The organism is Nostocoides jenkinsii Ben 74 (genome assembly GCF_001046875.1).
Taxonomy (GTDB): Bacteria; Actinomycetota; Actinomycetes; order Actinomycetales; family Dermatophilaceae; genus Nostocoides_A; species Nostocoides_A jenkinsii.
Genome location: NZ_HF571038.1, coordinates 2,792,932 through 2,805,787, shown reverse-complemented (window position 1 = coordinate 2,805,787; position 12,856 = coordinate 2,792,932). Strand labels below are relative to the sequence as shown.

The following is a 12,856-nucleotide window of genomic DNA, read 5'->3' as shown; positions in this document are numbered from 1 at the left end:
CCCCGACCCGCCAGACCCCTCCGCGGACGCAATAACCCGACGGCCACCCCTCCGTCAGGTTATTGCGTCCGCGAGGGTTGTCAGCGGGCCGATCCGGCGCGTCAGGCGGGGATCGCGTCCCGGGCAGCGGGGCCACGGGCGTGGGCGGCTTCGTGGCGGCCGGAGGGGTACTGGGCGGCGCGCCATACGCGCGACACCATCCAGCTGATGCCGCCGAGCCGGATGACCAGGAACAGCCCGTACCACGGGCCCGGCAGCGCGCGGTCGGGCCGGGTCAGCGCCCCGATGTAGAGCCAGATCGCGATGAAGTGCGCGATCTCGGTGCCGGCCCAGATCAAGTGATCGCGCCAGCGCACCCCCGCCGCCGCGGCGAGCGGCAGCAGCCACAGCGACGCCTGCACCGGCACCGCCTTGCCCGTCATCATCGCCATGGCCACGACCACGAACGCGACCTGCGGCCAGGTGGGCGCGTGATACGCCTCGCGCGCGAAGATCCGCCCGAGCACCAGCGCCAGCACGATCCCGAGGATCGCGAGGGTCGTCACTGTCCATACGGGCAACTCGACTGCGCGGAGGTTGAAGATCCACGAGATGAGCTTCGACTCGGTCTGCTGCGTCGTGCAGGCAGGGACGTTACACGCAACCAACTGAGGGAGCAGCCACGGGGATCCATAGCTCGCCTTGGCTCCCCACCAGCCCGTATAGACCGCGGTTAGCGCCGAGTGCTGCACGACCGTGAACACCGCGGCGAGCCCCCCCGCGGTCGCGAGCGCGGTCAGGCACACCCGCCGCGCCGCTGCCAGCGCGTCCGAGCGGATCGCGGTGATCAGGAGCGCGATGGCGACCAGAGCGACATACCCCCGGGTCATCGTCCCGACCCCCAACAAAACCCCGGTGATCGTATGGCGAGCCCTCGCCCACGCGAGCATCGCCACGGCCACGAGGGCCACCGCGAGCGCGTCGGAGGACAGGACGGCGGCCGTCACGATCACGGGCGAGAGGGCGACCTGGGTCGCCGCCTGGACGTTCCCGGGGACGAGGTGAGCGGTGCACCAGACGGTCGCGGCGAGCAGGACAGTGATGAGAACGACCCAATAGAGGAAGTACCAGCGGGTCTGGTCTACGCCGCTCGCCGAGGACGGGACCAGCCCGCCGAGCAGGCTCATGACGCTGCCGGCGACCACCGGCTGCTCCAGGTGCGCCTCGCCGCTGAGGTAGCCGCCGAAGCCGGCGGTGAGATTGCCCAGGGAGTACTGCGCCGGGAGGTCGGAGAAGCACGCCCGCCAGAACTGGTCCTGCCCGCCCCAGCCGAAGCGGACGCACCGCTCGCGCTGCAGGACGGCCAGGATCATCGGCACCCAGACGAGGGGCACGATGCGCGCGACGACGGCCCGCCACCGACCGTTGGGGTCGGTGAAACGTCCGAGCGGGCCGCCGAGCAGATCGCTTTGGCGGGCGGGCAGGACGTCCGGCTGCATGTCAGACAGTCTGCTGTGGCGAGGGGGTGTCCGTCGACTGTGCGGGCGGGGTCGTCGTGGTGTCTGTCGGCGACTGCGCCGGGGGTGTCTCGGTGTTGGCCGGGGTCGACGGCGAGGTGCTCGTGCCCGGATCGGTCGGCGTCGTCGGAGTTGTCGGAGTCGTCGGGGAGGTCGGTGGGGTCGAGGTCCCCGAGCCGGGTGGCGAGGAGATGGTCCCCCCCGAGGTGCTGCTCGTCGACTCGGAGGCGCTGGTCGACGAAGAGCTGCTCGACGATGAGCTCGACGGTGGCGGGGTGCTCTGCATCGACGGCGCCGTGGTGGCGATCGAGGGCGTGCCACCGGTGACATTGCCGGGCGGCGGCAGTTGCACGATCGGCTGCCCGTCGAGCGCACCGGCCATGAACGCATTCCAGATCGTCAGCGGAATTGTCGCCCCGGTGACCTCCCCATAGCCGCCGATGTTGACCATCTGGTTCTGCGGGGTGAGCGAGCCATCGCCCTTGTAGATCCCCACTGCTGCCGCCAGCTGGCCCGGAGTGAAGCCGTCGAACCACGCGGAGTAGTTGTTGGACGTCGTCCCCGTCTTGCCGGCGGCCGGGCGGCCGAGCGCGGCAGCACCCGCGGCCGTGCCGCCGGGCTGGGTCACCCGGTGCATCGCCTGGATAGCGTCACGCGCGACGTTCTCGGCGAACACCTGCTTCGGCTTCGGCTTGGCCTTGTAGTTGATCTCGAACGTGCCCGTGCCCTTGACGCTGGCGATGAAGTATGGCGCGGCGTACTTGCCTTCCGCGGCGATCGTCGCGTAGGCCGCGGCCTGGTCGAGCGGCCGAACGAGGTCGGTCCCGAAGACGTTGGCGTAGTTGGTGCCGAGAGTCTTCTGGGCCCCGGCCGCGCGGATACCGGCCTTGCCGGCCATCTGCTTGGTCGCCTCGGGCGACACCTCGACGTTGAGTTGGGCGTAGTAGGTGTTGGCCGACAACGCCGTCGCCGTCGCCATGTCGACGACGCCATAGGAGTGGTTACCGAAGTTCTGCACTTCACCCGCCTGCGCCGCCGCCGTCGCGCCGGCCTCGTGGCTGGCGAACTCCGGCAGGAAGATCGGGGAGTTGGAGTTGAACCGCGTGGACAGAGGTATGCCGCGCTCCAGCGCCGCGATCATCGTCCACACCTTGAAGGTGGACCCGGCCTGCATCCCGGCATCGGTGGCGGTGTTGAAATAGCCGAGCGGACCGGAGCCGTAGGTGGCACCGCCATACATCGCCCGGACAGCACCATCCCCCGGGGCGACGGCGGCCAGACCCACGTGGAGATCCTCGGTGCCCGCGCCGGTCGGCATGCCGTTCTTGACAGCCTCGATGGCCGCGTCCTGCGCCTGCTTGTCGATCGTGGAGACGATCCGCAGCCCGCCGAGCGCGAGATCGGTGTCGGTCAGCTTGAGCTTGGTCTTCAGTTCCTCGCGGATGGCCTCGCTGACGAAGCCGTTGGGGCCGGTCAGGCCGGAGGACTTGCTGATCGGACGGGTCTCGGGGAAGGTCAGCTTCGCGCGCTCGCCAGCACTGAGCCAGCCCTGCGCGACCATGCCGTCGAGGACGTAGTTCCAGCGGCCTTCGGCCAGGGTCTTCTGTTCCGGCCCGAGCTGCGGGTCATAGAAGGACGGGCCGCGGATGATGGCCGCGAGCAGCGCGCCCTGGGCGACGTCGAGGTTCTGGACGCCCTGGCCGAAGTAGGCCTGGGCGGCGGTCTGGATGCCGTCGGCGCCGCGACCGAAATAGATCGTGTTGAGGTAGTCCTCGAGGATTTGGTCCTTGGGCACCTCGCCGTCGATCTTGATGGAGATCATGATCTCCTTGGCCTTGCGCGTGAGCGTGCGATCCTGAGTCAGGTAGTAGTTCTTGACGTACTGCTGCGTGATCGTGGAGCCGCCCTGCTGGGGACCGCCCTTCAGCCCGACCCAGACCGAGCGCGCGATGCCCTTCGGCGAGATGCCGCTGTTGGTATAGAAGGTGCGGTCCTCGGCGGCCAGGAACGCCTTCTGCACCTGCTCCGGGACGCGATCGAGGCTCACATTTTGCCGGTTGACAGTGCTGAACCGGTCGAGGACGGTCTTGCCGTCGGCGTAGTAGATGATCGAATTCTGTTGCAGTGCGCGCTCATTGGCCTTGGGGATGGGCGTCACGACGTAGGCGACGACGAGGCCGACGACGCCGAGCAGACCCAGGGCAAATATCGTCCACAGGGTCCGCCGCAACCAGCGACGTTTCTTCTTGGGCGGCTTCGGCGGGCGCGGCGGAGCGGGTGTCTCGGTCATGGTGATTCCGGTGCGGATCTTTCCGGGAGGCTGAAGGCGACCCGGATCGCGGGCCGTCGTCCAGTATGACGGAGCAACCTGACATCCGGTTGGCGGTGACCTGCGTCACACCTCAGGGCTGGGCCTCCTCAGCCGGCCCGGGTGAACGCCAGCATGACGGCGCCGCTGCGGCTGAGGAACAGCAGGCGCCCGTCGAGGTCGAGTGCGTAGCTCGCCGGGTGCAGGACGCGGCCTTCCACCCAGGCGTCATGCTTGCCGCACCCCACCAAGGATGTCGAGCCCTTGCTGTCCACGACCCAGCCGCCGACAACGAGTTGGGTCGCGGTGACCTCATTGCAGCCCCGGTAGCTCACGCGCAGTCGCTGCGCCGTGGCGTCCTCGGCGATCGTCATCCGGGCCTCGCCGCGCTGCGTCGCCATCGGCTCATCCCGGCTCCAGTCCAGCCGCCAGTCACCCACGAGGTCCCCGATGCCGGCGGCCGACGAGGGCGTCGGGACCTTTGCGCCTTCGACCATCGGCAACCCCGGCGCATCCACCACCCACGAGACCCTTCCGTCACCGACCAACAGCAGGCGACCTCCGAACGAGTACATCCCGCTCAGGCTGTCCAGGGAGCGCACCACGTCGCGCTCGGTCCGGCTGGCGGCGGAACACGCGGGCAGGACCTTCTCCTGCGAGCGGGAGTCGACGCTGCCGTCGCCAGCAAGGCGCATCGTCCACGAGCCCGTGCCGCAGTCCGTGGTCAATGTGAACCCGAGGTCGGCGCCCTCACGACTGATCACCACGCGGCCGGGCGCGCTCGGGTTGCCGAGCTCACTCGTGTCGAGCCACCAGTCACCGACAATGTCGGCGGGGGCGGGCACGGTCATGAACTCTTCAGTCATCTCCCACGACGGCAGGGCAAGTTCGGCCGCGGTCGTCCCGTGCGCACCGAGCAGGCTGAGGTGCCCACCCGTCGTGCCCAGGGCTTGGACGCCGCGGATCGCCTCGACCGCCGCGACTTCGCGGTCGTCAACGCCACAGCGGGGCGCGTCGGGCGTCGGGTCGAGCGCACGCACCGCATCGACGCGCCCGCGCCCGTCTATTCGGCCGGAGATCACGTCGACAGTGCACTCCGGGGCGGACCCAGCGGGCCGCAAGGTCGTGATCGTGATGCGATCCGCGACCACATCGACGCGGACCCGCAGCCACGGAGCCGCATTGCCCATCTTGGCTTCGTAGCCGGTCAGCCAACTTGGACTGTCCGTGCCGAGCGCCTTGATCGACCAGGTCGAGGATTGGGTTCCCCGGAATGGCACGATCTCTTCAGCATCCGTCCGCATGAGTCGAGCGAACTCCTTGCCGCTCGCGTCGCGCGCCACGAGTTGGTCCTCGTCAAGCGGCGACAACGCCGTCCCCGGCCGGAGCACCGCCGTGATCGCCGGGAGGTAGCACTTCGCCATCGCCGGCGGCGGCACCTCCCCGCCCGTTGTCCAATCCTCGACCGCGAACTTCTCGGTTGCCGGATCCCAGGCGAAGAACGACCCCAACGTGACACAGCCCGCCTTTGCCTGCCACCAGCCCGAATGCGTCAAGGTGATGGCCGACGCAAACGAGTCCGGCTCGGTCAAGGTCGTGCCGTCGACCTTCATCAGCCGCCAGACCCCGACGACCGGCGCAAACCGGTCCGGATCGACCGGCACCGTCGCGGAGGTGGCGGACGAGGAGGCCGGGGGGTGGGGGGCGCGGTCGAGGAGGGTGCCCGACAGGACGACCGCACCGGCGAGGGCGGCCGCGGCGGCCAGCCCCGCGGCATACATCGGGAAACGGCGTTTCGGCGCGGGCGCCGCCGCGACCCGACGGCTCCACTCATGCGGATCGAAGTCGACGGAGTCCGCCTGCTCCCGCAGCACCCGCGCCAGGCGAGTCTCGATGTCGCTCATGACAATTCACCTTCTCGCAGTATGCCGATCGCGCGGCTCGCGCTCAATCGCACGACACTGACGCCGATCCCGAGCACGTCGGCGATCTCGGCGTCGGACAGATCTTCGACGTAGCGGAGCACCAGCACCTGGCGCATCCGTGGCGGCAACGTCGCCAGGCGGCGCCACAGCGCCTCGTCCTCGGCGACTCGGTCCTGGCCGCCGTCAATCGGGAACTGCGGCAGGGCCTCGGGAGCCACGGGCAGTTCGGTCGCCGAGCGCCATCGCCGGTTGCTCGTATGGCGATTCACCAGCGCCCGACGGGCGTAGGCGTAGGGCGCGGCTGCCTGTTCTACCCGGCTCCAGCTCCGGTGAAGGTCGACCAGAGTGTCTTGCAGGAGGTCGTCGGCGTCATACCGACTGCCGGTGATCACATAGGCCAGCCGCAGCAGCGCCTTGCCGTGCGCGAGGAGGAACTCCTCAAAGCCGGGCACCCGGGCGCGCTCCCCCTCACGTTCCCGCCCGACGTTCATCACCTCCATACCCTTCCAGACGAGGCGGGTATGCCGATCCGCTGCGCCGCGCCCTGGCTCACGTCGGCTGGGTGCGGACTCGCGTGGGTTGGGTGCCGTCTCGGGCTAGCCGGAGGAGGCGCGAATGACGAGTTCGGGGGTGTAGCGCACCTGCCGATGCCCGTGCTCCTCGCCCGCGGCGACTTCCTCCTCCAGGAGTTGCAGCGCCATCCGCCCGATCTCGTGGCGCGGTTGCGCGACCGTCGTCAGCGGCACCGAGGTGCCCGCCGCGAAGTCATCGACACCGACGCTGCACCACGGCAACTCGCCCCTGCTGGAAGCCTGGTCCACCAGGATGACGGGCACGCCCTTGGAGACCGTGCCGATCGAGACCTCGGCGAGGCGGGCAACGTCCTTGATGCTCGGCGGGGTCACGCGTCACCTCAACTCTGATTAGCGACACGCAAGGGACGCGCCGTCGACCGATACCGGCCCACGCTAGCCCGATACCGTGCCGGGTATGAAGGAAAATGCCGTTCCTAATGTCCCGTCACGTTCGATCGAGGAGCGGGTCGAGGAGTTGCTCGCCCGAATGACGTTGCCGGAGAAGGTCGGCCAGATGTTGCAGCTGGATGCGCGCGACAGTGACGAGATCGAAGCTTTGGTGACGGAGCAGTTGGCCGGGTCGATCCTGCATACCTCCCCGGCGGACGTCCCGCGCGCGATGGCGTATGCCGCCGCCACCCGCCTCGGCATACCCCTGTTGATCGGGGACGACTGCATCCACGGCTATTCCTTCTGGCCGGGGGCCACGATCTTCCCGACCCAGCTGGCGATGGCGTGCACGTGGAATGCCGATCTGGTCGAGCGGGCGGCCAGGGTCACCGCCGTGGAGGTGTCGTCGACCGGGATTCATTGGACGTTCTCCCCGGTGCTGTGCATCGCCCGCGATCTGCGCTGGGGCCGGGTCAACGAGACGTTCGGCGAGGATCCGGTGCTGATCGGTGAGCTCGGGGTGGCCATGGTGCGCGGCTACCAAGGCGACGGCCTGACGGATCCCACCGCCATTCTGTCCTGCGCCAAGCACTTTGCGGGCTACTCGGAGACCCAGGGTGGGCGCGATGCCAGCGAAGCCGACCTCTCGCGTCGCAAGCTGCGATCGTGGTTCCTGCCGCCGTTCGAGCGAGTGGCGCGGGCGGGTGCGGCGAGCTTCATGCTCGGCTATCAGTCGATGGACGGCGTGCCCATCACCGCCAACACCTGGCTGCTGGCAGAGGTGCTGCGCGGCGAGTGGGGCTACGGCGGGACGCTCATCACGGACTGGGACAACGTCGGTCGGATGGTGTGGGAGCAGCGGGTGTGCGCCGACATCACCGAGGCGGCGACTATCGCGGTGAAGGCCGGTAACGACCTGATCATGACGACGCCGAGCTTCCGGGAGGGTGCCCTCGACGCCGTCGCGCAGGGCCGCCTTGACGAGGCCGATATCGACGCCGCGGTGCGGCGCATCCTGCGGCTGAAGTTCGCACTGGGCCTCTTCGAGAACCCGCGACTGCCCGACGTGGACAGGCAGGCGGCGGTGATCGGCATACCGGAGCATCGGGCCGTCGCCCTCGACATGGCTCGCCGGTCGCTGGTGCTGCTGCGCAACGACGGGACGTTGCCGATCGAGGGCGGGCTCGTGCGAGGCGGCGACGATCGAGCGGTCGCCCCTGCCCACCGGACGATTGCGGTCGTCGGCCCTAATGCGGACGATCCGCACGCGACGCTCGGCGACTGGGCCGGGGCGTCGGGCCAGGTCACGTGGATGCCCGACGGGCATCCACGCGAACTCGTCGAGACTGTCCTCGACGGCCTCCGCGCGATCGCGCCGCAGGACTGGACGATCACCCATGCCGACGGCGCCGAGATCGGGCGGCTCGTGCCGGACCCGGCCGGCGACACCTTCGATGACGGACAGCCGCGCCACCCCATCCTGCAGCCGGCCGAGCCGGATCGCGACGCGATCGCCGAGGCGGTCGAGCTGGTCGCCGCGGCGGACTATGCGGTCGTGGTTCTCGGCGATTCGATCCCGCTGACGGGGGAGACGCGCTCCACTGCGACCCTCGATCTCATCGGCGGGCAGATCGCCCTGCTGGATGCTCTGGTGGAGACCGATACCCCGGTGATTCTCGTTCTCGTGCAAGGCAAGCCGTCCACGTTGCCCCCGTCAGCCGAACGCGTCGCGGCGATCGTGGAGGCCTTCAATCCCGGTATGCGGGGTGGCCGCGCCGTCGCCGAGTTGCTGTTCGGATTGATCGAACCCGCCGGCCGGCTGCCGATCTCGTTCGCGCGCCACGTGGGGCAGCAGCCGGTCTACTACTACCAAGTCCGCGGCCAGCACGGCGATCGATATGCCGACCTCACCCAAGATCCGTTGTTCGCCTTCGGCGAGGGACTTTCCTACACCACGATCGAGTATGCCGATCTGGTCATCGCCCGCCCCAACCTCACCTCGGCGGACTCGATCGAGGCCGAGGTGACCGTGCGCAATACCGGCGCGCGACCGGCCATCGAGACCGTGCAGGCATACGTCCGGGATGTGGTGACGAGCGTGACCTGGGCCGACAAAGAGTTGAAGGCGTGGACCCAGGTGGAGATCGCGCCCGGGAAGAGTGTCCGGGTGCGACTGTCCATCCCGGCGGCGGCGTGCTCCATCGTGACCGCAGACGCCCGCCGCGTCGTGGAGCCGGGGGACTTCGAGTTGCTCGTCGGGCACAGTTCGCGCGAGCGGGACCTGCTGACCGCGAGCTTCCGCATCACCGGCTGAGCCAGGCACAGTCAGGGCAGGGGTATGCCGACCTGCCGCCGGATCTCGTCCATCACCCGCAGCAGGCGGACCGAATCGGCAAGCGGGCGGATTGCCGACTCGGTCTCCCCCGCGACGACGCGCCGGGCCAGATCGGCCGCCTGGAAATGCAGGCCGCCCTCGTGCGCCGAGGTGGGCTCGTCATACCGGGCGCGCTCACCCGAGCGGGTCGTGAGGGTGAATCCGCCCGGTTGATAGAACGGTCCGTCGATGACGATGCTTTGGTCCGCGGAGGCGATCACGCCGGTGGTCGGGGTCTCATTGATGATCGACGCATGCAGTGCCGCAACGGCATTGGCGTTGCCGAGCTGCATTGCGAGCTGCCCGTTGACGCCATTGTGCGCGGGCGTGCCGGCCGCGGTGATGTGCGCGGGGCTGCCCATCGCCCACATCGCGAAGCTCAGCGGATAGGTGCACATGTCGAAGATCGGGCCGCCCGCGAGCGCCGGGTCGAAGATGCGGTGATCGGGGGTGAAGTACTCACCCATGTCGGCCAGGACCGTCTGCACCTCCACGTCGGCGAGCAGTTGCCGCAACACGTCGTACTTCGGCAGGAACAACGTCCACAACGCCTCGGCGCAGAAGACTCCCGCCTCGCCCGCCGCGGCGGCGATGCCGCGTGCCTGCGCCTCACTGACCGCGATCGGCTTCTCGATGAGAACGTGATTGCCGGCCTCGATGGCAAGCAGCGCATGGGCATAGTGGTAGTTGTGCGGCGTCGCGACATAGACGACGTCGACCTCGGGGTCGGCGACCAAGGCCTCATACGAGCCGTATGCCGCGGACGCCCCGACAGCCGCCGCGAACCGGTCCGCGCTGTCCTTGGTGCGTGACCCGACGGCGTGGATGCGTTGGGTCGTGTGTTGGCGCAGGGCCGAGGTGAACTTCTCCGCAATCCAGCCCGTCCCGAGGATGCCCCACCGCAACGACGGGGCCTCGCGCGGATCGAGCGTACGGGCAGTCGGCAAGGTGAGCATCGATGTCCTCCCTGATGTCCTATTGTTAAGACAATGCTGTCGGGTCGCCCCGGGCGATCGCAAGCGCAGTCCAGACGCACCACCCTCCAGGCGGCAGCGGAGACGACGATGTCACAACCGACCACCCAACCCCGGCGCAACCCCTCCCTGTTGGCGGGGAGGCTGCGTCCGGAGGACTGCCGGCTCGCCGACCTCCTCGAGATCCTGCGCGACACCACTGACCTCGCGGACTATCCCACGGCGAGCACCGTCGAGCACAGCGTGCTGATGTATGACGCGCCCGCCCTCCGCGCGGCGCTGGCCGAGGGGCGGTCCGGAGAGATCGAGGCGGAGTTGGTGCGGGCCTGGTCCGAGGGGCCCGGGATCGTGGTGATCCGGGGCGCGTTCTCGGGCGAGGTCATCGGGCGGGTGAACGCGGCATACGACCGAATCCTGAAGCAGGAGAAGGAAACCGGCGCTCCCAAGGGCGACCACTTTGGTGAGCCGGGCGCCAACGACCGCATCTGGAATGCGCTGGAGAAGCTCGCCGTCGTCGACCCGCAGGCCTTCGTCGATTACTACAGCAACGACCTCGTGGCCCTCGGCGCGCGGGCATGGTTGGGGCCGGGTTATCAGGTGACGGTGCAGCCGAATATCGTCCGGCCGGGCGGCAAGGGGCAGACGGTCCACCGTGACTACCACCTAGGCTTCATGGACTCCGAGCAGGCGGCCCGCTTCCCGGCGCACGTGCATGCGCTCTCGCCCGCGCTGACGCTGCAGGGCGCGGTCGCGCACGTCGATATGCCGGTGGAGTCGGGGCCGACGCTCTATCTGCCGCACAGCCAGAAGTACTCCCACGGCTACCTGGCCTATTGGCTGCCGGAGTTTCAGGACTACTTCGTGGGTGAGCACGTGCAGTTGCCGCTCGCGCTTGGTGACCTCGTGTGGTTCAACCCGGCCCTGATGCACGCTGCCGGGACGAATGTCTCCGTCGACGTGCAGCGGATGGCGAACCTGCTGCAGGTGTCATCGGCCTTTGGTCGCGCGATGGAGACCGTCGATCGTCAGCGGGTGGTGACCGCGATCTACCCGGCGCTCTTGGCCGCGCTCGATGCCGGTATGCCGCGCCACCTCGCCGACAACGTCGTCGCGGCGAGCGCCGAGGGGTATGCCTTCCCCTCCAACCTCGACCGGGACCAGCCAGTGGGCGGCATGGCCCCGCCCACCCAGGCTGATCTGCTGCGCGCGGCGGTGGAGACGCGGTTGCCGCCGGCAGAGTTGGGCGAGCAGTTGGCCTTGCAGGCCTGGACCAAACTCAGCCACTAAGGTTCCCGCGACAACAACCCGAGGTCGCGGGCGGCGGCGAAGGCGGCCGTGCGGCTGGTGGTGCCCAGCTTGTCGTTGATGTGCGCGAGGTGGGTCTTGACCGTGGCTTCGCTGACGAGCAAGGCCTTGGCGATCTCGCGATTGGACAGGCCCGCGCCGGCCTTGATGAGGACGTCGACTTCGCGCTCGCTCAGGGCTCGGCTCGGGGAGGTGCGCATGGTGGCGACCACGCGCTCGGTCTGGTCGGCCGAGAGCACGGTCTCGCCGGCGGCGGTGGCGCGGATGGCGTCGATAATTACTTGGGGCGCAGCATCTTTGAGGAGATAGCCGGCCGCGCCGGCCTCGACCGCGCGGACGATGTCGCGATCATGGTCGTAGGTCGTGAGGATGAGGACGGCCGGGGCGTCGCGGCCGCTCAGCGCGGCGGCGACACCCACGCCATCGACACCATCGCCCAGGCGCAGATCGCAGAGGACGACGTCTGGGTCAAGGGTTTGCGCGAGGGTGAGGGCCTCGGCGCCGGTCTCGGCCTCACCGATGACGTCGAGGTCCGGTGCCGCGCTGAGGAGCAGTCCAAGTCCCGCGCGCACGACCGGATGGTCGTCGACAAGAAGAACCCGGATCGGATCGTATGGCCGTGCCCCGCCCTGGGATTCGTTCACTCGGCTCCCCCTGTGCTGGACAGGCCAAGGGGTAGCGAGGCGGAGATCGCCGTGCCGTCGCCGGGCTCGGATTCGACAATGACGTCGCCGCCGCGTTCACGAAGGCGGGCGCGGATGGCGGCCAGGCCGTAGCCACCAGTCGACAGATCGTGCCCGGTCGGGTTGGTCTGTGTCGCGGCCCAGGCGACGGCGTCGAATCCGCGCCCGTCATCGACGATGTCGAGCCGGGCCTGACGGTCCGACCCACCGAGGGTCAGGGTCACCGTGCTGGCTCCGGAATGGGTCCGGACGTTGGCCAGTGCGCCCTGGGCGACACGCAGCAATACGACCTGATCGGCAACCGTCAGGTCCGGCACGCCCGCCTCGACGCGGACGTTGGCCGCGATGTCGGTGTCGGCCGACAAGTCCGCCGCGAGGCGCTCCAGCGCGGCGGCGAGCCCGGTGTCGGTCAACGACTTCGGCGCCAGGGCCGCGACGATGCGGCGGGACTCGGCGAGGTTGTCACCGGCCGTTGCCTCGATTCGGCCGAGCACGTCACGCAGCGGTTCGTCCCCGTCGACGGACCGCGATCCGCGGGCCAGCAAGAGGATGGAGGAGAAGCCCTGCGCCAGGGTGTCGTGAATGTCGCGAGAGAGCCGGGTGCGCTCGGCGAGGGCGCCGGCTTCACGGTGGGCATCGACCAATTGTGCTTGCAGCGCAGCGGATTCCGTTTGCGCGGCGACTAGTGAGTCGACCAACCGGGCGCGTTCCAGCGCGTCGCGGGCGAGCAGCACCTGCCCGCGGGAGAGGGCGAGCGCAAAGACCGCGCCAACCGTCGGACCGACAACGCCGGCGAGCCGCCACGGCTCGCCGGCGAGTGGCGGGG

General features: G+C 69.1%; 10 protein-coding genes. 2 read left to right on the top strand and 8 right to left on the bottom strand.

What is annotated here, in order from left to right; genetic code table 11:
* Positions 1–101: 101 nt before the first annotated feature.
* From BN13_RS13400 to BN13_RS13380, 5 genes are all read right to left on the bottom strand, one after another.
* A complete protein-coding gene (locus BN13_RS13400) occupies positions 102–1,478 on the bottom strand; it encodes a hypothetical protein (RefSeq protein WP_048547642.1) in 1,377 nt (458 codons plus the stop codon).
* Between the two features lies 1 nt (position 1,479).
* A complete protein-coding gene (locus tag BN13_RS13395; RefSeq protein ID WP_053079792.1) occupies positions 1,480–3,786 on the bottom strand; it encodes a transglycosylase domain-containing protein in 2,307 nt (768 codons plus the stop codon).
* Between the two features lie 128 nt (positions 3,787–3,914).
* The gene (locus BN13_RS13390) at positions 3,915–5,708 is read right to left on the bottom strand and encodes a hypothetical protein (RefSeq protein ID WP_048547640.1); all 1,794 of its coding nucleotides are present in this window, start codon (positions 5,706–5,708) and stop codon (positions 3,915–3,917) included.
* A complete protein-coding gene (locus BN13_RS13385; protein WP_235434159.1) occupies positions 5,705–6,220 on the bottom strand; it encodes a SigE family RNA polymerase sigma factor in 516 nt (171 codons plus the stop codon). Before BN13_RS13385 ends, BN13_RS13390 begins: the two co-directional genes overlap by 4 nt.
* A 105-nt stretch (positions 6,221–6,325) precedes the next feature.
* Entirely contained in the window at positions 6,326–6,634 is a 309-nt protein-coding gene (locus tag BN13_RS13380; RefSeq protein ID WP_048547638.1) for a substrate-binding domain-containing protein, read from the bottom strand.
* An 85-nt stretch (positions 6,635–6,719) separates the two neighbouring features.
* Between BN13_RS13380 and BN13_RS13375 the strand changes: the two genes are divergently transcribed.
* Complete coding sequence (locus BN13_RS13375; protein ID WP_048547636.1) at positions 6,720–9,008, top strand: exo-beta-d-1,3/1,6-glucosidase; 2,289 nt, start codon at positions 6,720–6,722, stop codon at positions 9,006–9,008.
* A gap of 11 nt (positions 9,009–9,019) precedes the next feature.
* Here the strand turns inward: BN13_RS13375 and BN13_RS13370 are convergent, their stop codons facing one another.
* Positions 9,020–10,024 carry a Gfo/Idh/MocA family protein gene (locus BN13_RS13370; protein ID WP_048547635.1) on the bottom strand — a complete coding sequence of 335 codons (1,005 nt, stop codon included), beginning with the start codon at positions 10,022–10,024 and terminating at the stop codon, positions 9,020–9,022.
* 108 nt (positions 10,025–10,132) lie between these two features.
* Between BN13_RS13370 and BN13_RS13365 the strand changes: the two genes are divergently transcribed.
* Entirely contained in the window at positions 10,133–11,329 is a 1,197-nt protein-coding gene (locus BN13_RS13365) for a phytanoyl-CoA dioxygenase family protein (protein ID WP_084733966.1), read from the top strand.
* Here BN13_RS13365 and BN13_RS13360 read toward each other — a convergent pair.
* Together BN13_RS13360 and BN13_RS13355 are read right to left on the bottom strand one after the other, a co-directional pair.
* On the bottom strand, positions 11,326–11,991 hold the full coding sequence (locus tag BN13_RS13360) for a response regulator (protein ID WP_235434047.1): 666 nt from the start codon (positions 11,989–11,991) through the stop codon (positions 11,326–11,328). The two genes, BN13_RS13365 and BN13_RS13360, sit on opposite strands and share 4 nt — an antisense overlap.
* The coding region (locus BN13_RS13355; RefSeq protein WP_053079790.1) for a sensor histidine kinase at positions 11,988–12,856 on the bottom strand (869 nt) is incomplete at its 5' end. The genes BN13_RS13355 and BN13_RS13360, both read right to left, overlap by 4 nt.